Origin of the sequence: Herbaspirillum sp. WGmk3 (assembly GCF_023952535.1) — a bacterium.
Classification (GTDB): Bacteria; Pseudomonadota; Gammaproteobacteria; order Burkholderiales; family Burkholderiaceae_D; genus Herbaspirillum; species Herbaspirillum huttiense.
Genome location: NZ_JAKYWT010000002.1, coordinates 998,709 through 1,022,477, shown reverse-complemented (window position 1 = coordinate 1,022,477; position 23,769 = coordinate 998,709). Strand labels below are relative to the sequence as shown.

At 61.7% G+C, this 23,769-nt stretch carries 27 protein-coding genes and 1 tRNA gene; 26 read left to right on the top strand and 2 right to left on the bottom strand.

Translation table 11 applies throughout. From position 1 onward, the window contains the following. The first annotated feature begins 129 nt into the window (after positions 1–129). Positions 130–348 carry a DUF1289 domain-containing protein gene (locus tag MKD49_RS10535; protein WP_034331679.1) on the top strand — a complete coding sequence of 73 codons (219 nt, stop codon included), beginning with the start codon at positions 130–132 and terminating at the stop codon, positions 346–348. Here the strand turns inward: MKD49_RS10535 and MKD49_RS10530 are convergent. Beyond that, positions 342–977, bottom strand: coding sequence for a Maf-like protein (locus MKD49_RS10530; protein WP_252696226.1), 636 nt, complete (start codon positions 975–977; stop codon positions 342–344). The two genes, MKD49_RS10535 and MKD49_RS10530, sit on opposite strands and share 7 nt — an antisense overlap. 157 nt (positions 978–1,134) lie before the next feature. Between MKD49_RS10530 and MKD49_RS10525 the strand changes: the two genes are divergently transcribed. Then, positions 1,135–1,665 carry a DUF177 domain-containing protein gene (locus MKD49_RS10525; protein WP_121039520.1) on the top strand — a complete coding sequence of 177 codons (531 nt, stop codon included), beginning with the start codon at positions 1,135–1,137 and terminating at the stop codon, positions 1,663–1,665. Positions 1,666–1,778: 113 nt separating this feature from the next. Continuing rightward, on the top strand, positions 1,779–1,961 hold the full coding sequence (rpmF, locus tag MKD49_RS10520) for a 50S ribosomal protein L32 (protein WP_006463510.1): 183 nt from the start codon (positions 1,779–1,781) through the stop codon (positions 1,959–1,961). A 6-nt stretch (positions 1,962–1,967) separates the two neighbouring features. Here the strand turns inward: rpmF and MKD49_RS10515 are convergent, their stop codons facing one another. Continuing rightward, positions 1,968–2,189, bottom strand: a complete 222-nt coding sequence (locus MKD49_RS10515; RefSeq protein ID WP_209533168.1) for a hypothetical protein — start codon at positions 2,187–2,189, stop codon at positions 1,968–1,970. Between MKD49_RS10515 and plsX the strand changes: the two genes are divergently transcribed. The 23 genes from plsX to MKD49_RS10400 all read left to right on the top strand — a co-directional run bounded on the left by plsX (position 2,182) and on the right by MKD49_RS10400 (position 23,767). Then, positions 2,182–3,279: a phosphate acyltransferase PlsX gene (plsX, locus tag MKD49_RS10510; protein ID WP_039786400.1), complete on the top strand. Its 1,098-nt coding sequence runs from the start codon at positions 2,182–2,184 to the stop codon at positions 3,277–3,279. The two genes, MKD49_RS10515 and plsX, sit on opposite strands and share 8 nt — an antisense overlap. 17 nt (positions 3,280–3,296) lie before the next feature. Then, positions 3,297–4,283: a beta-ketoacyl-ACP synthase III gene (locus MKD49_RS10505; protein ID WP_252696225.1), complete on the top strand. Its 987-nt coding sequence runs from the start codon at positions 3,297–3,299 to the stop codon at positions 4,281–4,283. An 87-nt stretch (positions 4,284–4,370) separates the two neighbouring features. Next, positions 4,371–5,303, top strand: a complete 933-nt coding sequence (fabD, locus tag MKD49_RS10500) for an ACP S-malonyltransferase (protein ID WP_252696224.1) — start codon at positions 4,371–4,373, stop codon at positions 5,301–5,303. After that, positions 5,300–6,055 (top strand): 3-oxoacyl-ACP reductase FabG, encoded by a 756-nt coding sequence (gene fabG, locus MKD49_RS10495; protein WP_252696223.1) that lies wholly within the window; start codon positions 5,300–5,302, stop codon positions 6,053–6,055. Before fabD ends, fabG begins: the two co-directional genes overlap by 4 nt. A 163-nt stretch (positions 6,056–6,218) precedes the next feature. Continuing rightward, complete coding sequence (gene acpP, locus MKD49_RS10490; protein WP_006463505.1) at positions 6,219–6,458, top strand: acyl carrier protein; 240 nt, start codon at positions 6,219–6,221, stop codon at positions 6,456–6,458. Between the two features lie 33 nt (positions 6,459–6,491). Further along, positions 6,492–7,733 carry a beta-ketoacyl-ACP synthase II gene (fabF, locus tag MKD49_RS10485; RefSeq protein ID WP_039786392.1) on the top strand — a complete coding sequence of 414 codons (1,242 nt, stop codon included), beginning with the start codon at positions 6,492–6,494 and terminating at the stop codon, positions 7,731–7,733. Positions 7,734–7,821: 88 nt separating this feature from the next. Further along, complete coding sequence (locus tag MKD49_RS10480; protein WP_252696222.1) at positions 7,822–8,319, top strand: protein YgfX; 498 nt, start codon at positions 7,822–7,824, stop codon at positions 8,317–8,319. Between the two features lie 91 nt (positions 8,320–8,410). Next, complete coding sequence (gene rpoE / locus MKD49_RS10475) at positions 8,411–9,013, top strand: RNA polymerase sigma factor RpoE (RefSeq protein WP_006463502.1); 603 nt, start codon at positions 8,411–8,413, stop codon at positions 9,011–9,013. A 76-nt stretch (positions 9,014–9,089) separates the two neighbouring features. Further along, the gene (locus tag MKD49_RS10470) at positions 9,090–9,782 is read left to right on the top strand and encodes a sigma-E factor negative regulatory protein (protein ID WP_121039535.1); all 693 of its coding nucleotides are present in this window, start codon (positions 9,090–9,092) and stop codon (positions 9,780–9,782) included. 1 nt (position 9,783) lies between these two features. Then, positions 9,784–10,830 carry a MucB/RseB C-terminal domain-containing protein gene (locus MKD49_RS10465; protein WP_371925454.1) on the top strand — a complete coding sequence of 349 codons (1,047 nt, stop codon included), beginning with the start codon at positions 9,784–9,786 and terminating at the stop codon, positions 10,828–10,830. A 14-nt stretch (positions 10,831–10,844) separates the two neighbouring features. Beyond that, positions 10,845–12,326: a DegQ family serine endoprotease gene (locus tag MKD49_RS10460; protein ID WP_252696220.1), complete on the top strand. Its 1,482-nt coding sequence runs from the start codon at positions 10,845–10,847 to the stop codon at positions 12,324–12,326. A 121-nt stretch (positions 12,327–12,447) separates the two neighbouring features. Continuing rightward, positions 12,448–12,741, top strand: a complete 294-nt coding sequence (locus MKD49_RS10455) for a glutaredoxin family protein (RefSeq protein ID WP_252696219.1) — start codon at positions 12,448–12,450, stop codon at positions 12,739–12,741. 164 nt (positions 12,742–12,905) lie between these two features. After that, a complete protein-coding gene (gene lepA, locus MKD49_RS10450) occupies positions 12,906–14,699 on the top strand; it encodes a translation elongation factor 4 (RefSeq protein WP_252696218.1) in 1,794 nt (597 codons plus the stop codon). Position 14,700: 1 nt separating this feature from the next. Continuing rightward, positions 14,701–15,615 carry a signal peptidase I gene (lepB, locus tag MKD49_RS10445; RefSeq protein WP_121039550.1) on the top strand — a complete coding sequence of 305 codons (915 nt, stop codon included), beginning with the start codon at positions 14,701–14,703 and terminating at the stop codon, positions 15,613–15,615. 195 nt (positions 15,616–15,810) lie between these two features. After that, positions 15,811–16,788, top strand: coding sequence for a ribonuclease III (rnc, locus tag MKD49_RS10440; RefSeq protein ID WP_121039553.1), 978 nt, complete (start codon positions 15,811–15,813; stop codon positions 16,786–16,788). After that, positions 16,785–17,714: a GTPase Era gene (gene era, locus MKD49_RS10435; RefSeq protein WP_088753666.1), complete on the top strand. Its 930-nt coding sequence runs from the start codon at positions 16,785–16,787 to the stop codon at positions 17,712–17,714. The genes rnc and era overlap by 4 nt, the downstream gene beginning before the upstream one ends. Positions 17,715–17,815: 101 nt before the next feature. Further along, positions 17,816–18,667 carry a DNA repair protein RecO gene (gene recO / locus MKD49_RS10430; RefSeq protein WP_252696217.1) on the top strand — a complete coding sequence of 284 codons (852 nt, stop codon included), beginning with the start codon at positions 17,816–17,818 and terminating at the stop codon, positions 18,665–18,667. Positions 18,668–18,829: 162 nt separating this feature from the next. Next, positions 18,830–19,603, top strand: a complete 774-nt coding sequence (gene pdxJ, locus MKD49_RS10425; RefSeq protein WP_252696216.1) for a pyridoxine 5'-phosphate synthase — start codon at positions 18,830–18,832, stop codon at positions 19,601–19,603. A gap of 10 nt (positions 19,604–19,613) precedes the next feature. Then, positions 19,614–20,006 carry a holo-ACP synthase gene (gene acpS, locus MKD49_RS10420; RefSeq protein ID WP_088753669.1) on the top strand — a complete coding sequence of 131 codons (393 nt, stop codon included), beginning with the start codon at positions 19,614–19,616 and terminating at the stop codon, positions 20,004–20,006. After that, positions 20,003–21,031: a beta-N-acetylhexosaminidase gene (gene nagZ, locus MKD49_RS10415; RefSeq protein WP_252696215.1), complete on the top strand. Its 1,029-nt coding sequence runs from the start codon at positions 20,003–20,005 to the stop codon at positions 21,029–21,031. Before acpS ends, nagZ begins: the two co-directional genes overlap by 4 nt. Before the next feature lie 17 nt (positions 21,032–21,048). Then, on the top strand, positions 21,049–22,914 hold the full coding sequence (gene uvrC, locus MKD49_RS10410; protein ID WP_252696214.1) for an excinuclease ABC subunit UvrC: 1,866 nt from the start codon (positions 21,049–21,051) through the stop codon (positions 22,912–22,914). Between the two features lie 123 nt (positions 22,915–23,037). Next, the gene (gene pgsA / locus MKD49_RS10405) at positions 23,038–23,628 is read left to right on the top strand and encodes a CDP-diacylglycerol--glycerol-3-phosphate 3-phosphatidyltransferase (protein ID WP_039786370.1); all 591 of its coding nucleotides are present in this window, start codon (positions 23,038–23,040) and stop codon (positions 23,626–23,628) included. Positions 23,629–23,694: 66 nt separating this feature from the next. Beyond that, a tRNA-Gly gene (locus MKD49_RS10400) sits at positions 23,695–23,767 on the top strand. Positions 23,768–23,769 lie beyond the last annotated feature (2 nt).

The window sequence follows — 23,769 nt, the reverse complement described above, 5'->3', positions numbered from 1 at the left end:
TTGCCTTCGGTTCTTGGTAAGATGCGAACTATCGCGTTGTTGGCCAAGTGAAGGTTTTTGTCCGTATTCCGTTGGGATCCGGGCGGGCCGCTTGCGCAATGCTTCATCTTCCTCATTCAGATTCACTCAATGTCTTCCAGCTCTTCTTCGCAGTCCGCCGTTCCGTCCGCACCCGAGCGCCCCGACACGCCTTGCGTGGCCGTGTGCTCCACCACCTTTGACGATGTCTGCCGCGGCTGCGGCCGTACCGTCGATGAAGTGGCGCAATGGGTCTTCATGGACAAGGATCAGCGCGAAGTGGTGTGGCAGCGCATCCTGGCCGAAGGCTATCCGCGCCGTAATTACTGAGCCGCGCGGCCGGCGCTGAAGAATGGAACGCCGGCCCGGCGCAGCATGCCGGTCAAGGCGATCAGCGGCAGGCCGGTGAGGGCGGTGGGATCGTCGCTGCGAATGCTCTCCAGGATGGCGATGCCCAGGCCCTCGTTCTTGGCGCTGCCGGCACAGTCGTAGGGCTGCTCGATACGCAGGTAGGCATCGAGTTCGGCATCTTCGAGGTCGCGGAAGCGCACCACGGTCTGTACATTGCAGACCTGCGCAGCGGCGGAATCGGCTTGGCGGCCATCCCACAGGCACAGCGCCGTATGGAAGATCACTTCGCGCCCGCGCATCAGCTGCAATTGCTTCAAGGCATTGGCGTGATTGCCGGGTTTGCCGATCTGCAGGCCGTCCAGCGTGGCGACCTGGTCCGAGCCGATCACCAGGGCAGGGCCGACCCGGACGGCAATGGCGGCGGCCTTCTCGCGCGCCAGTCGCAAGGCCGTGGCTTCCGGGTTTTTGCCGGGTTGCGGGGTTTCGTCGATGTCCGGGGCCATGGTCTCGAAAGGCAGGCCGAGGCGACCCAGCAATTCCTTGCGATAGACGGAACTGGAGCCGAGAATCAGGCGGGGCAGGGTGGAATCGGTGCGGTGTTGTGTCATGGTGAAGGCGCGCCACGCGCTGTGCTGAAACAATAAAACCCGGATTTTGGCGGAAATTCGCCACAAAAGTGAGAGCGCTTCCTCCGATGAAGCCATTTTTCGCGAGAATTTCGCAAGCAAGGCGCTAAGGCTTTGACTGGTAAGGAAATTTTCTGTTATGATCGCAGGTTTTCCGGATTCTGCTTTGGCTATGAATGCATTTGTTATCGACGCGTTCGAATTCTGCAGGCTGAAACAGCAGGCGCAGGGTGAGATTCCGGTTGCTGAATTAGGTCGTCTGGCGCAAGAGACGGTTGACCGTTCCGGCACGATTCACTGGGCTCTGTCCGGCGATATCGACAAGCTGGGACATGCTCAACTCAGTCTGGCAGTGTCGGGTGCAGTTAATCTGATCTGTCAGCGTTGCCTGACGGCATTGAATTTCGAGATTGATTCGAAGTCGCTGCTGGTATTGGCAAAAGATGAGGCGCAAGCCGACACCATCGAAGAGCTGCTGGATGATGACGAGATTGATGTCATCGTCGGTTCGGCAGCCTTCGACGTGAACTACCTGATTGAGGACGATGCGCTGCTGGCCCTGCCGGTGGCACCCAAGCATGACGTCTGTCCTGACGGTAGCGTGGCGGCCGAGGCCAAAGGTGCTGAACGGGCTTCCCCGTTTGAGGTACTGAAGAAGTTGAAGCAGTAACAAGTATTGTTGGGGAATGTCTGGCAAAGGCCGGGCAGCGGCACAGCGGGGTTGGAGAAACACCGATCCGATGTGTTAAAATTTTCAATCTTAAGTAAGGTTTAGGAGTAATCATGGCCGTTCAACAGAACAAAAAGACCCCGTCCAAGCGCGGTATGCATCGTGCACACGACTTTCTGACTGCACCCCCGCTGGCTGTGGAGCCGACGACTGGTGAAACCCACCTGCGTCACCACATCAGCCCCAACGGTTTCTACCGTGGTCGCAAGGTGCTGAAGACCAAGAACGACGAGTAATCTCATTCATTGAGCTTGCTGTTTTTGGAGAAAAGCGGCGCAATGAGCTTCTGTTTCAGGAGGTTCATTTTGCGCCGCTTTTTTATGTCCGCGACATCCGTCAGCGGACCTGCCTGCCTGCTTGCGTGAAGCTTCATCTGGCGCGCTGTCTGAGTGTGCCATTTTGAAGGCTTTGCAATCTGCCTCATAATGTGGGCTGGCAAGGCTTTGAATCAAATCGATGACCATCAAAATTTCAATCGACTGCATGGGTGGCGATCATGGCCCGTCAGTCACGCTCCCGGCCGCTGCCTCCTTCCTCAAGCGCCAACCTGATGCAGAGCTGATCCTGGTCGGCCAGGAAGCCGTGCTGCAGCCGCTGCTGAAGAAATACAAGCTGGCCGGCGAAGCCCGCATCCGCATTCACAATGCCTCCGAAGTGGTGACCATGGACGACCCGATCGAGGTCGCCCTGCGTCGCAAGAAGGATTCTTCCCTGCGCGTAGCCGTGACCCTGGTCAAGGAGGGGCAGGCCCACGCCGCCGTCTCGGCCGGCAATACCGGTGCCCTCATGGCGGTCTCGCGCTATGTGTTGAAGACCCTGCCGGGCGTGGATCGTCCGGCCATCTGCACCATCCTCCCGAACCAGAAGGATGGCCCCACCTACATGCTCGACCTCGGCGCCAACGTCGACTGCGAGCCACAGCATTTACATCAATTTGCACTCATGGGCTCGGCCCTGGTCGCGGTCATGGAAGGCAAGGCCAAGCCGACCGTGGGCCTGTTGAACGTGGGTGAAGAGGACATGAAGGGCAACGAGCTGGTCAAGGCGACCGCCGCCCTGCTGCGGGGCGACCATGAGAAGGGTATCCTCAATTTCTACGGCAACGTGGAAGGCAACGACATCTTCGAAGGCACGACCGACCTGGTGGTGTGCGACGGTTTCGTGGGCAACGTGACCCTGAAGGCCTCCGAAGGCCTGGGGCGCTTCGTCAAGCAGGTGCTCACCAGCGAATTCAAAAAGGGCATCATCAACAAGCTCGGTGCCCTGATCGCCTATGGTGCCATCAAGGCGCTGTCGCGCCGCCTCAATCCTTCCCGCTACAATGGCGCCAGCTTGCTGGGCCTGAAGGGCCTGGTCTTCAAGAGCCACGGCGGGGCCGATGTGTATGCGTTCGAATGGGCCATCCGCCGCGCATATGATGCGGCCAAGTATGATGTGCTCGCCCGTATTGCCGCCAGCATGGCGGAGCTGATGCCCCAGGAGCAGGGGCGCACGGCCGAGGCCGTTGCCAAGGCTTTCGAGCCCGCACCGGTCTCGCTGGATCAACCGAACTAACAGAGCAAGAAGACGGCATGACCACTTACAGCAAAATCGTCGGCACCGGCAGCTACCTGCCGGCCAAGCGCGTCACCAACCATGAGCTGGCCGCGCAGCTGGCCGAGCAGGGCATCGAGACCTCGGACGAATGGATCGTCACGCGCAGCGGCATCTCCGCGCGCCACTATGCCGAGCCGGGCCAGCTTTCCAGTGATCTCGCCCTGCACGCGGCGCAGCGCGCCCTGGAAGCGGCGGGCATGCAGGCCAATGACATCGATCTGATCATCATGGCCACCTCCACCCCGGATCACCTGGGTGGCTTCCCCAGCACCGCCTGTGTGGTCCAGCGCAAGCTGGGCATCACCAATGGTGCGCCGGCCATGGATGTGCAGGCCGTCTGCAGCGGCTTTGTCTACGCCATGTCGGTGGCGGACAGCTTCATCAAATCCGGTGCCCACAAGAACGTTCTGGTCATTGGTGCCGAAGTGTTCTCGCGCATTCTGGATTTCAAGGATCGCACCACCTGTGTGCTCTTCGGCGATGGTGCTGGTGCGGTCATCATGAGTGCCTCGCAGGAGCCGGGCGTGCTGGCGACCAAGCTGCATGCCGATGGCAGCCACGGTCACATCCTGTGCGTGCCGGGCAGCGTCAACAACGGTGCCGTCGCCGGCAGCGCCTACCTTTACATGGATGGCCCGGCCGTCTTCAAGCTGGCCGTTTCCTTGCTGGACAAGGTGGCGCGCGAAGCGCTGGAAGCGGCCAGGATGCAATCCACCGAGGTGGATTGGCTGGTGCCGCACCAGGCCAATATCCGCATCATGCAGGGCACGGCCAAGAAGATGGGGCTGCCGCTGGAAAAGATGGTCGTCACCGTGGCTGAACACGGCAATACCTCGGCCGCCTCCATTCCCTTGGCGCTGGACCAGGCGGTGCGCGATGGCCGCATCCGGCCGGGTCATACCGTCATGATGGAAGGCGTCGGCGGTGGCTTCACCTGGGGCGCCGTGCTGGCGCGCATGTAAAGCGGGCAGGGGGCTGCTGCGGCAGTCCTTTCGTTCACTGATCTCTTCGATTTCCTGCATTTTCATCCAAATTATCTACTTCCAAGCATGACAACATTCGCTTTCGTCTTCCCGGGCCAGGGTTCGCAGGCCATCGGGATGCTCAATGGTTTCGCCGACAATGAAGTCGTCCGTCAGACCGTCGCAGAAGCTTCCGATGCCCTGCAGTTCGACCTGGGCAAGCTCATCGCTGAAGGTCCCAAGGAAGACCTGGACCTGACCACCAACACCCAGCCCGTCATGCTGACGGCTGCCGTGGCCTTCTATCGCGCCTGGCTGGCTGCAGGCGGCAAGGCACCGGTGCTCGTCGCCGGCCACAGCCTGGGCGAATATTCGGCACTGGTCGCCGCCGGCGTGATCGCCTTCAAGGATGCGGTACCGCTGGTGCGCTTCCGCGCGCAAGCCATGCAGGAAGCGGTGCCGGTCGGGCAGGGTGGTATGGCCGCCATTCTCGGTCTGTCTGATGAAGACGTGCGTGCTGCCTGCGCCGAAGCGGCGCAAGGTGAAGTGGTCGAGGCCGTCAACTTCAATGCCCCCGCACAAGTCGTGATCGCCGGCCACAAGGCCGCTGTCGGCCGTGCCTGCGACATCGCCAAGGCCAAGGGTGCCAAGCGCGCGCTGCCGCTGCCGGTGTCGGCGCCGTTCCACTCCTCGCTGCTCAAGCCGGCTTCGGACCGCCTGCAAGCCTATCTGGCCAACGTCGCCTTCGCCGCGCCGCAGATCCCGCTGATCAACAACGTCGATGTGGCCGTGGTCAACGATCCGGCTGCCATCAAGGATGCCCTGGTGCGCCAGGCGGCTGCGCCGGTACGCTGGGTCGAGACGGTGCAGAAGATGGGCGCCGACGGCGTCACGCACCTGATCGAATGCGGTCCGGGCAAGGTGCTGACCGGCCTGACCAAGCGCATCAATGGTGACCTGGTGGGTGAAGCCATCGTCGACCAGGAATCCTTGAACAAAGTATTGGAGTTGCTGAAATGAGTGCATTGAATCTGCAAGGCCAGGTCGCCCTGGTGACCGGCGCTTCGCGCGGCATCGGCCGTGCCATCGCCACCGAACTGGCCCGACAGGGTGCCAAGGTGGTCGGTACGGCGACCTCGGAGTCGGGCGCTGCCGCCATCACCGAATACCTGGCGGCGCTGGGTCCGGAAGCCGGCCGTGGTGCGGTGCTCAATGTCAATGATGCCGAAGCCAGCGTGGCGCTGGTGGAGCGGGTGCAGAAGGAATTCGGCGCGCTCTCCATCCTGGTCAACAATGCCGGCATCACCCAGGACCAACTGGCCATGCGCATGAAGGACGAGGAGTGGGACAGCGTGATCGCCACCAACCTGACCGCCGTCGGCCGCCTTTCGCGCGCCGTGCTGCGTGGCATGATGAAGGCCCGTACCGGCCGCATCATCAACATCACCTCGGTGGTGGGCGAGGCCGGCAATCCCGGCCAGATGAACTATGCCGCTGCCAAGGCCGGCGTGGCCGGCATGAGCCGCGCGCTGGCGCGTGAGATCGGCAGCCGCAACATCACCGTCAATTGCGTGGCGCCCGGCTTCATCGATACCGACATGACCAAGGCGCTGAACGAGCAGCAGTCCGCCGCCATCCTGCAGCAGATTCCGCTGGGACGCCTGGGTGCGGCTGAGGAGATCGCCTATGCGGTGGCCTTCCTGGCCTCGCCGCAAGCGGCCTACATCACCGGCACGACGCTCAATGTCAATGGCGGCATGTACATGGGTTAAGTAAGTCTTGGGGGCTTGATTCAAGTCCTTTTGACGACTTTTGTTTGCAGTTAAGCTGGACTTGGCACAATCTTGCCAGGAATAGTTAAAAGTAAATTTTCCGCGCGCAAACCTGCTAAAATGCGCGCACTTTTGTAACCTATCATCCCTCTGGAGGAACACTATGTCCGATATCGAACAACGCGTGAAGAAGATCGTCGCTGAGCAACTGGGCGTCGCCGAAGCCGACATCAAGAACGAATCGTCGTTCGTGGACGACCTGGGCGCCGACTCGCTGGACACCGTCGAGCTGGTCATGGCGCTGGAAGATGAGTTCGAAATGGAAATCCCCGACGAACAAGCTGAAAAGATCACCACCGTGCAACAGGCGATCGACTACGCAAAGTCGCAAGTCAAGGCCTGATAAGGGCTTTGGTCAAAGTTTCAGGAGAATTGCTTGAGCCGCACTCGTGAACGTCGTGTAGTCATTACCGGCCTGGGATGCATCTCGCCTGTCGGCAACAACGTCGCCGATACGTGGAGTGCCATCAAGGAAGGCAAGTCCGGCATCGCTACCGTCACCAAGTTCGACGCAACCCCCTTCACCACGCACTTCGCCGGTGAAGTCAAGGGCTTCAATATCGAGGATTACATCCCCGCCAAGGAAGCGCGTCATATGGATACCTTCATCCACTTCGGCATGGCCGCCGGTATCCAGGCCATCCAGGACAGTGGATTGACGGTGACCGATGAGAATGCCGAGCGCATTGGCGTCATGATCGGTTCGGGCATCGGCGGCTTGCCGCTGATCGAAGAAACCCATGCCGAACTGACCAACCGTGGTCCGCGCCGCATCAGCCCCTTCTTCATTCCGGCCTCGATCATCAACATGATCTCGGGCAACTTGTCCATCAAGTTCGGTCTGAAGGGCCCCAACCTGGCGATCGTCACCGCCTGCACCACCGGCCTGCATTGCATCGGCTCTGCCGCACGCATGATCATGTACGGCGATGCGGATGTGATGGTGGCCGGCGGCGCTGAATCCAGCGTTTCGCCGCTGGGTATCGGTGGCTTCGCTTCGGCGCGCGCACTGTCGACCCGCAACGACGATCCCGCGACTGCGTCCCGCCCCTGGGACAAGGATCGCGACGGCTTCGTGCTGGGCGAGGGTGCCGGCGTGATGGTGCTCGAAGAGTACGAACACGCCAAGGCCCGTGGCGCCAAGATCTATGCAGAACTGCTCGGCTTCGGCATGAGCGGCGATGCTTACCACATGACTGCGCCCAACCTGGATGGTCCGCGCCGCTGCGTGCTCAATGCACTGCGCGATGCCGGCGTCAATCCGGATGAAGTGCAGTACCTGAACGCGCACGGTACGTCGACCCCCTTGGGCGACAAGAACGAATCCGACGCGATCAAGGCCGCATTCGGCGACCATGCTTACAAGATGGTTGTCAATTCGACCAAATCCATGACCGGTCACCTTCTGGGTGGTGCCGGTGGCCTGGAAACGGTGTTGACCGTGCTGGCAGTGCACAATCAGGTGTCGCCGCCGACGATGAACATCTTCAACCAGGATCCGGAGTGCGATCTGGATTACTGCGCCAACCAGGCGCGGGACATGAAGATCGATATTGCCGTCAAGAACTCCTTCGGGTTCGGCGGCACCAACGGTACCCTGGTCATCGGCAAGATGTAAAATGCAAGACCCGGCTTCCTTACCGAAGCCGGGTTTGTCGTTTTTATGCTGCCCGTTGTTGCGGGTGCGCCTTGCTTCCGGGTATCTCATGTCGATCGCCGTTTCCGCAGATATCAAACCTTCCCGCTTGTTGCTGCTGGTGACGGCTTTCGCTTGCCTGTGCGTGGCCCTGACGGGCGTGGTGCTGGCGTTCGGGATGCCGGGTTCGCTGTCCTGGGTGGCGCGCATCGCGCTGGCCATGGCCAGCGTCCTCGCTGCCGCACTGGCCCTGGTGCTGGTGTTGCGTGATCGCAAAGTCATTTGGTTGCACATTTCCGGCACCGGGCAGATCCGCGTGGTGGAACACTTGCTGCCCTCGGCGCGCGCCAAGCCCCAGGTGATGAAGGCCGGACTGGCCCAGCTGCTGGCCGGCAGCACCATCTGGCCGGGCATGCTGTTCCTGCGCCTGCGGCTGGAAAACGGCAAGATACGTACCATCCCCATCCTCACGGATTCCGTCTCTGAAGATACATTCCGTGCACTTTCCGTGGCGTGCCGCTGGCTGATCAGTCACAATACGGCCAAGGCAAGACTGCTGGAAAAATGAGGCCGTCGGGCTTGAAAATTGCCGAGCTGGAAGCATCTGCCAAAGGCAATGACGATAAAACAACACGGCCATAAAAAACAAGGAATCCGGTTTGACGACAGAACGCGAAATAGACCAACAGCTTGTTGAGCGCGTCCAGCGTGGCGACAAGAAGGCGTTCGAGCTATTGGTAGTCAAGTATCAACGCAAGCTGATGCGCCTGGTGTCACGCCTGGTGCGTGACCAGGCCGAAGCCGAAGACGTGGTGCAGGAAGCCTTCATCAAGGCTTATCGCGCGCTGCCGCAATTCCGCGGCGATTCGGCCTTCTATACCTGGCTTTACCGCATCGGCATCAACACTGCCAAGAACTATTTGGTCACCATGGGACGCAGGGCGCCAACTTCGACAGAAGCAGATGCAGAAGAAGCTGAAACTTTTGACGATGCAGACCATCTGAGGGACATCAACACTCCAGAGTCGATGTTGGCCACCAAGCAGATTGCTCAGACGGTCAACGTGGCGATGGAGGCATTGCCGGAAGAATTACGTACTGCCATCACGTTGCGCGAGATCGAGGGGTTGAGCTACGACGAGATTGCAGATGCGATGAATTGTCCGATCGGCACCGTGCGCAGCCGCATTTTCCGCGCCCGGGAAGCTATTGCCGAGAAGCTGCGTCCATTGCTGGATACGGCAGCGGACAAGCGCTGGTAATGAGGCCACAAGCCTGTTGTCAAAAAGAAAATAATAAAGCGGGTATGGAACTAAGATATTTGCCGGGTGACTGCACATGGATACCAAAGTAACGACCAAAGAACAGATCTCAGCCCTCGCCGATGGTGAGCTGAGCACTGAAGAAATGACCCTTGCCTTCGCGGCCCTGCGTTCTTCCAAGGACGCCCAGGACGCTTGGGAGGATTACCATCGCATCGGCGAGGTGCTGCGTTCGGAGGAGATGGATGTCTCCCTGAGTGCCGGCTTCTCGGCCAAGATGAGCGCGCTGCTCGATGCCGAACCGACCATCGTTGCCCCGCAGGCCGCAGTGGCCGAGCCGGTCAAGGCAGCCGCGGCTGCTCCGGTGGTGCAAGCTGTGGCGGCTGCCAATGGCGACCATCGCGCGAGCCGTCCAGGCCGCCTGGTGCGTTTCCTGATGCCTAGCGCCGCAGCGGCTGCTGCTGCCGTGGCCGCCGTGTTCGTGGCCATGCCGCAGCAAGCGGTGGTGACGGCGGACGCCAAAGTGGCTGCACCGGTGGCCCAGGTGGCGTCGGCTCCGGTCAATGTGCCTTCGGCCATTGCTACCGTGGCTGACACCAACGGCAATCCGCAGAACGTGAATCAACTGAGCTCGCTGGCCCAGCAGGGTGAAGTCAAGCGCGATCCGCGCATCGACGACTACCTGTTCGCTCACCAGCGCTTCTCGCCTTCCTACAGTTCGGCGCAATACGCCCGTTCCGCAGCCTTCTCCTCGGACGCAGACAAGTAAGATGCATCTGACGGGGCGTCTGTACGGCGTACTGTGCTTGCTGGCCACGTTGTTAGGGTTCTCCTTGACGCCATCCGCTCAAGCGGCGGATGGCGTTTCTACAACTGCGGCCAGTGAAGCCACCACTTCTTCCGCGTTGCTGGTGCAATTGCAAAAAATGCAATCTGCTGCCCAGCGTCTCAATTACTCAGGCAGTTTCGTCTATCAGCAGGCGGCGCAGATGCGCAGCTCGCGGGTCACCCATGTGGTAGCCGGCAAGAGCGAGCTGGAAAAGCTGGAGCTGCTCGATGGCAAGCCGCGCGAATTCGTGCGCGACAACGAGGATGTGGCCAGCTATGACCCCGACCAGCGCATCGTGCGCCGGGAAAAACGGGTCACGCGCGACACCTTTCCGGCCATCGTCGATGCACGCCCGGAGGACTTGGCGCGCTTCTACCGGTTGCAGTCCGATGGCGATGAACGTGTGGCCGGCCGCAGCTGCCAGGTCATCGTGCTGGCACCGCGCGACAAGCTGCGCTACGGCTACCGTTTCTGCGCCGACCAGGCCACCGGCCTGCTCTTGCGCGCGCAGACGCTGGATGGCCGCGGCGAGGTGATCGAACAGATCGCCTTTACCCAGATCGACATCGGGGGGATTGATCGTGCCCGGGTCAACCCCACTTACAAGGACACGCGTGGCTGGCGCATCGAGAAGGCGGCCTTGGTGCCGGCCGACCTGTCTGCCTGGCAGATCACGCCGCCGCCGGGTTTCCAGAAGATCCAGCAGGTGCGGCGCGTGATTTCCGATAGTGGCGAAGCGGGCGCGGCACCGGCACAGAACCGTCCGGCTGAGCGCGAAGTCTCGCAGATCGTGTTTTCCGACGGGCTGGCGGCCATTTCGGTCTTCATCGAGCCGGGCAGCCAGGGCCGGGAAGAGGGTACGATACAGCAGGGTGCCATGAACATCCTGGGCCGACGCCAGGGCGATTACTGGCTGACGGTCGTTGGAGAAGTGCCCGCCGCTGCAATCCGTCAGGTAGCCAATTCCATTGAACTGAAATCCAAATAAAAGAGACCGTTGCAATGACTCCCATGAAGAAAACCCTTGCCGGCGCCTTGCTGGCCGCTTCCGTCTTCGCTGCAGCACCGGCCGTGCAGGCCGCGCCTCCCGTGGCTTCGCCCACGGTGGCAGCCCTGCCTGACTTCGCTGACATCGTCGAGCGCACCGGTCCGGCGGTGGTGAATATTCGTACTACCGAGCGCGTACGCCAGAATGCCCAGGGGCAGGGTGGCGGCATGGATGATCCGGAAATGCAGGAATTCTTCCGCCGCTTCTTCGGTATTCCCATCCCGCGTCAGCAGCAGCCGGGCACCCCGCGCGGCAATGGCAAGCAGGGTGGCCAGGGCCAGCAGGAAGAAGTGCCGCGTGGCGTGGGCTCGGGCTTCATCATCTCGGCCGATGGTTTCATCATGACCAATGCGCACGTGGTGGATGGGGCCAGCGAGGTCTACGTGACCCTGACCGACAAACGTGAATTCAAGGCCAGGATCGTGGGTTCGGATACCCGCACCGACGTGGCCGTGCTCAAGATCGATGGCAGCAACCTGCCGCGCCTGAACATGGGCGACTCCGACAAGATCCGTGTCGGTGAGTGGGTGCTGGCCATCGGCTCGCCCTTCGGCCTGGAAAATACTGTGACCGCCGGCATCGTCTCGGCCAAGGCGCGCGACACCGGTGACTACCTGCCTCTGATCCAGACCGACGTGGCGGTCAACCCGGGCAACTCGGGTGGTCCGCTGATCAACCTCAAGGGTGAAGTGGTCGGCATCAACTCGCAGATCTACAGCCGTTCCGGCGGCTTCATGGGGATCTCCTTTGCGGTGCCCATTGATGAGGCGCTGCGGGTAGCCGACCAGCTCAAGGCCAGCGGACGCGTCACGCGCGGCCGTATCGGCGTACAGATCGGTGAAGTGACCAAGGATGTGGCCGAATCGCTGGGCCTGGCCCGCGCGCAAGGCGCGCTGGTGCAACGCGTGGAAGCCGGTGGCCCGGCTGACAAGGCGGGCCTTGAGGCAGGCGACATCATCCTGAAATACAACGGTGCGGCCATCGAGCGCCCCAGCGACCTGCCGCGCATGGTCGGTGCCACCAAGCCGGGAGCCAAGGCCACCGTCAATATCTGGCGCAAGGGCAGCGCCCGCGACGTCAGCGTGACCGTGGTCGAGCTGGAAGCCGACAAGCCCAAGCAGGCCGAGGAAAAGAAGGCCAAGCCCGACAACACCCCCAACTCCCTGGGCCTGGTGGTGAGCGACCTGAGTGATGCGCAGAAGAAGGAGCTGAAGGTCGACAACGGCGTGCTGGTGGAAAACGTCAGCGGTGCCGCTGCCGCCGCCGGCATCCGTCCGGGCGATGTGATCCAGCGCCTCAACGAGGTCGATGTCAACGACAGCAAGCAGTTCGGCCAGCTGGTGGCCAAGCTCGATGCCAAGAAGCGGGCTGCGGTGCTGGTGCGCCGTGGCGACTCCTCGCAGTTCGTGCCGCTGCGTCCGAACGGCGGCAACTGAGGCCGGGCCATTTTTCCGTAAAATTGCCTGATACTTCAGCATGAAGGCTGCGGCTCCCTGGGGCCGCAGCCTTTTTCCTTGGTTCGCGTCGGGCTGAGGGAAGAAACTTTCATATGAGCCTATGACCACCCCTTCTTCGCCCTCAGCCGCAGGGCAAGCCTTGCACTTCATCATCTATTCGCGCAGCTACTGCCACCTGTGCGAAGACCTGCGTGACGCCTTGCGCCAGGCACTGGGCGAGATCCCGGCCGTGATCGAGATGGTCGATGTGGATGCCGATGAGGCGCTGGTCGCGCGTTACGACGAGCTGGTGCCGGTGCTGATGGGGCAGGGCAGTAATGGTCAGTGGCAGGAGTTGTGCCATTACCATCTGGACAAGGCGCGCCTGCACGCATTTGTTGCTGAAATGAAATAAGTTGTGTTGTCGCAGCCAAGTCCGGCTGCACGGCCTGGCACCGGAAAGTCGGGCTTGTCCCTGTGAATTCCGGTAAAATGCCGGGTCGAATAAGCTGTTGCAAAGGCGCTCGGCTGGGCAAAGCCCGCTACAGAGCGCCTTTTTTCATCGTTTCCAGTCTGTTAATGAACAATATCCGTAATTTCTCGATCATCGCCCACATCGATCACGGCAAGTCCACGCTCGCCGACCGCATCATCCAGTTGTGCGGGGGCTTGTCCAACCGCGAGATGGAAGCCCAGGTGCTGGATTCGATGGATATCGAGCGCGAGCGCGGCATCACCATCAAGGCCCAGACCGCAGCCCTGGCCTACAAGGCCAAGGATGGCCAGATCTACAACCTCAACCTGATCGATACCCCGGGTCACGTCGACTTCAGCTATGAAGTCTCGCGCTCGCTGTCGGCCTGCGAAGGCGCGCTGCTGGTGGTCGACGCCTCCCAGGGCGTGGAAGCGCAGACGGTGGCCAACTGCTACACCGCCCTGGACCTGGGCGTGGAAGTGGTGCCGGTCTTGAACAAGATCGACCTGCCCTCCGCTGATCCGGACAACGCCAAGAGCGAGATCGAAGACGTGATCGGCATCGACGCCGCCGACGCCACTCCCTGCTCGGCCAAGACCGGCCTGGGCGTGGAAGACGTACTCGAAGCCATCGTGGCCAAGGTGCCGGCCCCCAAGGGTGACCCGGATGCGCCGCTGCAGGCGCTGATCATCGATTCCTGGTTCGACAACTACGTCGGTGTGGTCATGCTGGTGCGCATCGTCAATGGCACCTTGCGTCCCAAGGACAAGATCCTGCTGATGGCCACCGAGACCCAGTACCTGACCGAAAGCATTGGCGTGTTCACGCCCAAGTCGCAATCGCGCGACTCCTTGACGGCAGGGCAGGTCGGTTTCGTCATCGCCGGCATCAAGGAACTGAAGTCCGCGCGCGTGGGCGACACCATCACCCTGGCTGGCAAGCCGGCCCCGGCACCGCTGCCCGGCTTCAAGGAAGTGCAGCCGCAGGTGTTTGCGGGCCTGTTCCCGGTAGAAGCCAACCAGTACGACGCCCTGCGCGATTCGCTGGAAAAATTGAAGCTCAATGACGCCGCCCTGATGTATGAGCCGGAAGTCTCGCAGGCGCTGGGCTTCGGCTTCCGCTGCGGCTTCCTGGGCCTGCTGCACATGGAAATCGTGCAGGAACGGCTGGAGCGCGAGTTCGACATGGACCTCATCACCACCGCGCCGACGGTGGTGTACGAAGTGCAGCAGCGCGACGGCACCATGCTGATGGTGGACAATCCGTCGAAGATGCCGGAAGTGTCCAAGATCGAGGAAATCCGCGAACCCATCGTCACCGTCAACCTGTACATGCCGCAGGAATACGTGGGCTCGGTCATCACCCTGTGCACGCAGAAGCGCGGCATCCAGATGAACATGAGCTATCACGGCAAGCAGGTGCAACTGACCTATGAAATGCCGATGGCCGAAATCGTGCTGGACTTCTTCGATCGCCTGAAGTCCACCTCGCGCGGCTATGCCTCCATGGACTACGAGTTCAAGGAATACCGTGCGGCAGACGTGGTCAAGGTCGACATGCTGATCAACAGCGAAAAGGTCGATGCGCTGGCCATCATCGTGCACCGTGCCGCAGCCCAGATCCGCGGTCGCCAGGTGGCGGCCAAGATGCGCGAACTGATCCCGCGCCAGATGTTCGATGTGGCGATCCAGGCGGCCATTGGTGCGACCATCATCTCGCGCGAAAACGTCAAGGCCATGCGCAAGAACGTGCTGGCCAAGTGCTACGGCGGCGACATCTCCCGCAAGCGCAAGCTGCTGGAAAAGCAGAAGGCCGGCAAGAAGCGCATGAAGCAGGTGGGCTCGGTCGAAATTCCGCAGGAAGCATTCCTGGCAATCTTACAAGTGGACGATAAATAACATGCAGGCTTTGTTGGGCAACTTCGCACTCATTCTGTTCGTGCTGATGCTGGTGACCGGCGTGATCTGGTTTGCCGACACCTTCTTCCTCTCCAAGCAGCGCCGCGCTCGCGCCGACGCCGCCCTGGCCGAGTTCGACGCCGCTGTCGCGCGCGACCAGGCGCAAGGCGTCAAGCGTGACGGTACCGTCGCCACCGCCCGTGCCGACCTGCAGGCGCGCCACCTGAAGCAGCCGGCCTGGATCGAATATTCCGGCAGCTTCTTCCCGGTGATCGCGCTGGTGTTCTGCCTGCGCTCCTTCCTGTATGAACCGTTCAAGATCCCGTCCAGCTCGATGGTGCCGACGCTGCTGGTGGGCGACCTGATCCTGGTAAACAAATTCACCTACGGTATCCGCCTGCCCATCATCAACAAGAAGATCATCGAAGTGAACCAGCCGCAACGCGGCGACGTCATGGTCTTCAAGTACCCGAAGGACATGTCGGTGGACTACATCAAGCGCGTGGTGGGCGTGCCTGGTGATAAAATAGTCTATAAAAACAAGCGCTTAACGGTTAATGGTGAACAAATTTCTTACAAAGCGCTGCCGGATTATCTGGATGACGAAAATCTGACGTACTATAAGCAATGGCAGGAAAACCTGACCGGCGTGGAGCACAAGATTCTCACTGATGAGCGTGCTCCCAACTTCGTGCCCAATCCCGATGCCTTCCCGCATCATGAGCTGTGCACCTACAACGCCGAAGGTTTCGCCTGCACGGTGCCGCCGGGTGAATATTTCATGATGGGCGACAACCGGGACAACAGCCTCGACAGTCGCTACTGGGGCTTCGTGCCGGACCAGAACATCGTCGGCAAGGCCTTCTTTGTCTGGATGAACCTGGGCGATATCAAGCGGATCGGCAGCTTCCACTAAGAGCGCGCCGCATCCTGGTCCAGCAGCTTGCGCAGTTTCTGCAGTTTCCAATTGGCAACTTTGCATTGTGGAGGCAGACCCGGAGCAGTTTTCAGCTTTGCTTTGAACCGATCCCGCTGACTGGTCAGGCTGGTAATCCCCGATCCACGCGCCACTGCGCGTATCGGGGCGGCAGACTGAATGACGGATGAAAAAATGGATCCTCAACTCTTGCAACAACGGCTAGGCCACCCATTCAAGGATGCTTCGCTCCTGCAGCAGGCCTTGACCCACCGTAGCCATAGCGCCTTGCATAACGAGCGGCTGGAATTCCTCGGCGATTCGGTGCTGAACTGCGTGGTGGCCTCGCTGCTCTTCGAACGCTACGACAAGATCGACGAAGGCGACCTCTCGCGCCTGCGCGCCAACCTGGTCAAGCAGCAATCCCTGTATGAAATCGCCCAGCGGCTGGAGCTCTCGCAGTTCCTGCGCCTGGGTGAAGGCGAACTCAAATCCGGCGGCTTCCGCCGTCCCTCGATCCTGGCCGATACGCTGGAGGCGCTCTTTGGCGCGATCTTCCTGGATTCCGGTTTCGAGGCAGCGCGTGCGGTGATTCGCTCGCTCTATGTCCCGGTACTGGAACACGTCGATCCCAAGACCCTGGGCAAGGATGCCAAGACCCTGCTGCAGGAGTTTTTGCAGGGCAAGAAGATCCCGCTGCCGCAGTACAACGTCATCGCCACCCATGGTGCGGCCCACAGCCAGGAATTCGAGATCGAATGCCTGGTGCCCAAGCTGGACATCCAGGTCTTCGGTACCGGCGGCAGCCGCCGCGCCGGCGAACAGGCCGCCGCCAAGCTGGCCCTGGAAGCGGTGCAACTGGCACTGGCCAAGACGCCGTCTGCCGGCCGCAAGCCGCGTGCTCGCACCACCCAGCTGAAACTGGCCGGCATTGCCACCATCCAGCCGGATGCCCCCGAACACGATGCGGGCAAGGGCAATCGTCCCGACGCCTCGACGGCCAATGGCAGCAAGCCTGCCAAGCCAGCCAAGGAGCAGAAGGAACCCAAGGAACAGAAGGGTGCGCCGGTTGCGGCGCGCAACGAAGGCAAGACCACCGGCGACCGCACTGAAACGGCCGCAGCAGAACCCATTTCGGCGGCTTCATCCGCCTCGCAATCCAGAACAGCATGACAGATTCCCCCATGGCCGATGACGCATCGGCGCAGACCCCCGAGAGCGATTACCGTTGCGGCTACATCGCCATCGTCGGTCGTCCCAACGTTGGCAAGTCGACCCTCATGAACGTGCTGGTCGGCGCCAAGGTCAGCATCACTTCGCGCAAGGCCCAGACCACGCGCCACCGCATCACCGGCATCCAGACCATCGAGAACACCCAGTATGTCTACGTCGACACGCCGGGCTTCCAGACGCGTCACAGCAATGCCCTTAACAAGACCCTGAACCGCACCGTCACCAATACCCTGACGGCGTCGGACGTGATCCTCTTCGTGATCGAAGCCGGTACCTTCGGCCCGGCCGACAAGCAGGTGCTCGATCTCCTGCCGGCCAACGTGCCCTGCATCCTGGTGTTGAACAAGGCGGATCGCAACAAGGACAAGACCACGCTCATGCCCTTCGCTCGCGAAGTGGCTTCGCACCATGATTTTGCGGCTGTGGTGCCGGTCTCGGCCAAGCAGCGCTTCCAGCTTGATCGCCTGCAGGAAGAAGTGCGCAAGCTGCTGCCGCAGAATCCGCCGATGTTCGACGAAGACGACATCACCGACCGCAGCGAGAAATTCCTGGCCTCCGAAATCGTGCGGGAGAAGGTGTTCCGCTTCGTCGGTGAAGAATTGCCCTACACCAGCACGGTCCTGATCGAGAAGTTCGAGCAGGAAGGCAACCTGCGCCGCATCTTCGCGGCCATCCTGGTCGAGCGCGACACCCACAAGGCCATGGTGATCGGCCAGAAGGGCGCCCGCCTGAAGGAAATTTCCACGCAGGCGCGCCTGGACATGGAGCGCCTCTTCGGTGGTCCGGTCTATCTGGAGATCTGGGTCAAGGTCAAATCGGGCTGGGCCGACAACGAAGCCGGCCTGCGCGCCTACGGCTACGAGTGAGCCCGCGTGCGGCCTTCTGCGGGCTGCGCGCAATCCCTGCATAATCATGGCATTACGCCGCGCCCCAACGACGTGGCTTCACGCATTCAGGACGGATATCCATGACCACCATGCTCAACGAACCCCAGCTCGACGGCCAGGTAGCTGATCCGGCCGCGCCGGTCGCGCCCCAGGCACCGGCCAAGGCCCCGGCGCGCAAGCCGGCTGCGCCCCGTGCGCGCAGCCGCACGGTGCCGGAGAAGGAGCACAAGGTCCTGGCGCAGCCGGGCTTCGTGCTGCACAGCTATCCCTACAAGGAAACCAGCCTGATCATCGACGTGTTCTCCCGGGATCACGGCCGTATCGCCTTGGTGGCCAAGGGGGCCAAGCGTCCGCATTCCAAACTGCGTGGAGCCTTGCAGACCTTCCAGCCGCTGTCGCTGTCGTGGAGCGGCAAGTCCGAAGTGCGCACGCTGACCGATGCCGAATGGGTAGGCGGTCTGCTGCCGCTGGAAAAATCAGCGCTGCTGTGCGGTTTCTACCTCAATGAATTGCTGGTCAAGCTGCTGGCGCGCGAAGATGCGCACCCGGCGCTGTTCGACCATTACGTGGCCACCCTCAACAAGCTGGCCCATGGCGAAAATGCTCCCATCGTGCTGCGCCAGTTCGAACGCATCCTGTTGAAGCAGACCGGCGTGGCCGGCAACTGGAGCCATTGCGTGACCAGCGGCAAGACCGTGCAGCCCGATGGCATCTACGTCGTTGATCCGGAGCAGGGCACGCGTCCTGAACGCATTTCCGATCGTGCCCCCAAGGTCTCCGGCAAGACGCTGCTGGACATGGAGCGCGAAGACTACAGCGACCCCACCACGCAATTGCAGAGCAAGTTCCTGATGCGCTACCTGCTGTCGCATCACCTGGGCGGTGCGCAGCTGAACACGCGCCAGATCCTGATCGACCTGATGCAGCTGTGATGCGCGGCGGCTCCTCTGCCGCGGGCCAGAACATGCTGCCAATTGATCCCGTCTGTTCCCGCGTGCGATCCCGAGCCGCTACAATCCGGAACTGGCTGCACGGTTCTTCACGTGCAGCCTTGAGCACATCCCGACATCATTCCAACGAAGCTTCCTGACACCATGAGTTTCCTGCAGCCTGCCGGCCCGGTCATCGACCTGGGCATCAACATCGATCACGTCGCCACCTTGCGCAATGCGCGCGGCACTCGTTACCCCGATCCCATCCGCGCCGCGCTGGAAGCCGAGGAAGCCGGTGCCGATGCGATCACCCTGCACCTGCGTGAAGACCGCCGCCACATCCGTGATGAGGACGTCAAGGCCATCCGCCCGCTGCTGCAGACGCGCATGAATCTGGAAGCCGCCGTCACCAAAGAAATGATCGATTTCGCCTGTGGCATCCAGCCGCAGGATGTCTGCCTGGTGCCGGAGAAGCGCACCGAAGTCACCACCGAAGGCGGCCTGGACGTGCGCGGCCATTTTGCCGACGTGCAGGCGGCGATCCGCCAGTTGCAGCAGGAGAGCATTCGCGTCTCTTTGTTCATTGATCCGGATGTGGAGCAGATCCAGGCCGCCGCAGAATCGGGCGCCCCTGTCATCGAACTTCATACAGGCCGTTATGCCGATGCCACCAGCGAGCGTGAACAGCAGGAAGAGCTGGAGCGCATCCGCATCGCCGTGCAGGCTGGCGTCAAGCTCGGCCTGAAGGTCAATGCCGGCCACGGGCTGCATTACACCAACGTCCAGGCCATCGCCGCCATTCCCGAGATCGCTGAGCTGAACATCGGCCACGCCGTTGTCGCGCATGCGGTCTTTGCCGGCTGGCGCAATGCGGTCTCCGAGATGAAGGCCATCATGGTCAAGGCCCGCCTGGACGCCCTCAAGGCCAAGGTTTGAGGCGCCCCGCATGATCTACGGCATCGGTACTGACATCCTCCAGATCTCGCGCCTGGAGGCGACCCTGGGACGTCACGGCGACCGCTTCGCCGCCAAGATCCTGGGCCCGCAGGAAATGGAAAAATATCTGCGCCGCAAAGCCAAGGTGGAAGCGCGCGGTGTGCGTTTCCTGGCCACCCGCTTCGCCGCCAAGGAAGCCTTTTCCAAGGCCATCGGCATGGGCATGCGCATGCCCATGACCTGGCGCGCCATGCAGGTATTGAACGCGCCCAGCGGCAAGCCGGTGGTGGTCTGCAGCGGCGCCTTGCAAGAATGGATGGAAGAGCAGGGGCTGAGCGCCCAGGTTTCCGTCACCGACGAAGTGGAATACGCCGTCGCCTTTGTCATCGTGGAGAAGTCATGAATCAAGCCGTCAAGCCGCTCGGTCCGGTGATGCTGGACGTGGTCGGCACCACGCTGGACGCCGCCGATATCGGGCGCCTCCAGCACCCGCTGACGGGTGGGGTCATCCTGTTTGCCCGCAACTATGAAAACCGTGCGCAGCTGGTTGCGCTGACCGATGCCATTCGCCAGGCGCGTCCCGGCATCCTGATCGCCGTGGACCACGAAGGCGGCCGCGTGCAGCGTTTCCGCACCGATGGTTTTACGCGTCTGCCGGCCATGGGCCAGCTCGGCCAGCTCTGGGATCGCGACGTGCTGCAAGCCACCAAGGTGGCCACGGCCACCGGCTTCGTGCTCGCCGCCGAACTGCGCGCCTGTGGCATCGACCTGTCGTTCACCCCGGTGCTGGATCTGGATTACGGTGTCTCCAGCGTCATCGGCGACCGTTCCTTCCATCGCGATCCGCGCGTGGTCACGCTCATGGCCAAGAGCCTCAATCACGGCCTGGCGCTGGCAGGCATGGCCAATTGCGGCAAGCATTTCCCCGGCCATGGTTTCGTCACGGCCGACTCTCACGTGGCCATTCCGGTCGATGAGCGCGGCCTCGATGAGATCCTCGGCGATGATGCCACCCCTTATGACTGGCTGGGCATGAGCCTGGCCGCCGTGATGCCGGCGCACGTCATCTACCCCAAGGTGGATGCGCAACCGGCCGGTTTCTCCAAGGTCTGGCTGTCGATGCTGCGCGAGCGCTTCGGCTTCCAGGGGGTGATCTTCAGTGACGACCTCAGCATGCACGGTGCCAGTGTCGCCGGTGGTCCGCTGCAAACCGCACAGGCGGCGCTGGATGCAGGCTGTGATGTGGCGCTGATCTGCAATTCGCCGGACAAGGCCGACGCCATTCTCGCCGGTCTTCAGGGCGGCACCGACGCCGCCTCCGCCGCGCGCCGCGCGACCTTGCTGCCCTGTGGCGAGGCGCTGGCCTGGGATGCGCTGCAAGCCGATCCGCGCTACCTGGCCGCACGCGCGCTGCTGCAGTCGCTGTAAGTTTTTCGCTTCCGCTCATGTCCGAGATTCCAGTATCCCCGCTCCCCGACCCGCGTGAAGTCGTGCTGGAGACGGTTGCCCGGCTGCCGCACCTGCCGGGTGTCTATCGCTACTTCGACGCTGAAGACAACGTGCTCTACGTGGGCAAGGCGCGTGACCTCAAGAAGCGCGTCTCCAGCTATTTCCAGAAGACCCTGACCAGCCCGCGCATCGCCATGATGGTCGAGCGCATCGCGCGCCTGGAAACCACGGTCACCCGCAGCGAGGCCGAAGCGCTGCTGCTGGAAAACAATCTCATCAAGACGCTGCGTCCGCGCTTCAACATCCTCTTTCGCGACGACAAGTCCTATCCCTACCTGAAGATCACCGGCCACGCCTTTCCGCGCATGGCCTACTATCGCGGCGCGGTGGACAAGCGCAGCCAGTATTTCGGCCCGTTCCCCAATGCCGGGGCCGTGAAGGAATCGATTCAGATCCTGCAGAAGGTGTTCCTGCTGCGCACCTGCGAAGACACCGTCTTCACCAACCGCACGCGGCCTTGCCTGCTGCACCAGATCCACCGCTGCAGCGGTCCCTGCGTGAACCTGGTCAGCCGCGAGGATTACGCGCTCGACGTGGAGAATGCCTCCAAATTCCTGCGCGGCCGCCAGAGCGAAGTGATGGAAGCGCTGGAGCAGAAGATGCACGCCTTCGCCGCCGACCTGAAGTTCGAGCAGGCCGCTGCCGTGCGCGACCAGATCGGTTCACTCTCCAGCGTCCTGCACCAGCAGAGCATGGAGACGGTCAGCGACGCCGACATCGACATCATCGCCGTGACGGTGCAGGGCGGACGTGCCTGCGTGAATCTGGCGATGGTGCGCGGCGGCCGCCATCTCGGGGATCGCGCCTATTTCCCCACGCACGTGGATGATGCGATGGATACCGCCGAGGAGAGCATCGAGGTTGAAGTGCTCAAGGCCTTCCTGGCCCAGCACTACATCGACAAGTTCATTCCCGGCTCGCTCATCGTCGGCACCGAGTTCGATGATCCGGCGCTGATGATGGCCTTGATGGAGCAGTGCGGCCACCGCATCACGCTGACCTTCCAGCCGCAGGGCCAACGCCGCCAGTGGCTGGAAATGGCCGCCAAGGGGGCCGAGATCGCACTGGCGCGCCTGCTGTCCGAGCAGGGCTCGCAACAGGCCCGCACGCGTGCACTGGCTGAAGTGCTGGAACTGGAACGTGAAGACCTGGACGAACTGCGCGCCGAATGCTTCGACATCAGCCACACGCAAGGTGAAGCCACGCAAGCCTCGTGCGTCGTGTTCCATCACCATGCGATGCAGAACGGTGAATATCGCCGCTACAACATCAACGACATCACGCCCGGCGATGACTATGCCGCCATGCGCCAGGTACTTACGCGCCGCTACGAAAAGGTGGCCAATGGCGAAGGCGTGATGCCGGATATCGTCCTCATCGACGGCGGCAAAGGCCAGGTCGAGATGGCGCGTCAGGTGCTGACCGAACTGGGTCTGGACATCAGTCTCATCGTCGGCGTAGCCAAGGGGGAAGGGCGCAAGGTCGGCCTGGAAACCCTGGTCTTCGCCGATGGCCGCGCCCCCAAGGAACTGGGCAAGGAATCGGCTGCACTGATGCTGATCGCCCAGATCCGCGACGAAGCGCACCGCTTCGCCATCACCGGCATGCGCGCCAAGCGCGCCAAGGCACGCCAGACCTCGCGCCTGGAAGAGATCGAGGGCATCGGTGCCAAGCGCCGCCAGCGCCTGCTGGTGCGCTTCGGTGGCCTGCGCGGGGTGGTCGATGCCAGCGTGGATGACCTGGCTTCCGTCGAAGGCATCTCGCGCCAGCTGGCCGAAGAAATCTACCGCCAGTTGCACTGAGTTCGTTCACTCGGCTGACCCGTTGCTGCGCGCGCCGACGTAAAGGCGGGCGCAGCAGGGGACGACTCTGCTACTATTCGGTAAATTTTTTTTCGTGTACGCCGCTCCAACCCTCCAAGACGTATGCCTTTCAATATTCCGATTCTGCTGACCTGGTTGCGGGTGGCGCTCATTCCTCTGGTCGTCGGGGTCTACTACCTCCCTGAGATTGGCCTGAACCGCTACGAGCAAGGCATCGCCGCCACGGCCGTGTTCATCGTCGCGGCCGCCACCGACTGGTTCGATGGCTTCCTGGCGCGCCGCTGGAACCAGACCTCCGCCTTTGGTGCCTTCCTCGACCCGGTGGCCGACAAGCTCATGGTCACCGGTGCCTTGCTGGTGCTGGTGCATCTGGACCGCGTGCATCCGGTGATCGCCTTCATCATCATCGGCCGAGAGATCGCCATCTCGGCGCTGCGCGAATGGATGGCCCAGATCGGTGCCTCCAAGTCGGTGGCGGTCAGTTCGCTGGGCAAGATCAAGACCACCGCACAGATGATCGCCATCCCCATGCTGCTGTACTACGACAGCCTGTTTGGCTTCATCGATACGCGACTGTGGGGCAGCCTGCTGCTGCTGGTGGCGGCGGTGCTGACGGTATGGTCGATGCTGTACTACCTGCGCCGCGCGATGCCGATGATCAGAGAAGCCGATGCCGGGAACAGAAAAAAATAATTAAATAATTAAGATCGATAGTTGACAAATACCAACGCTGCCTTATAATAGCGTTCTGTTTTCGATGCGGGAGTAGCTCAGTTGGTAGAGCGATACCTTGCCAAGGTATAGGTCGAGAGTTCGAGACTCTTCTCCCGCTCC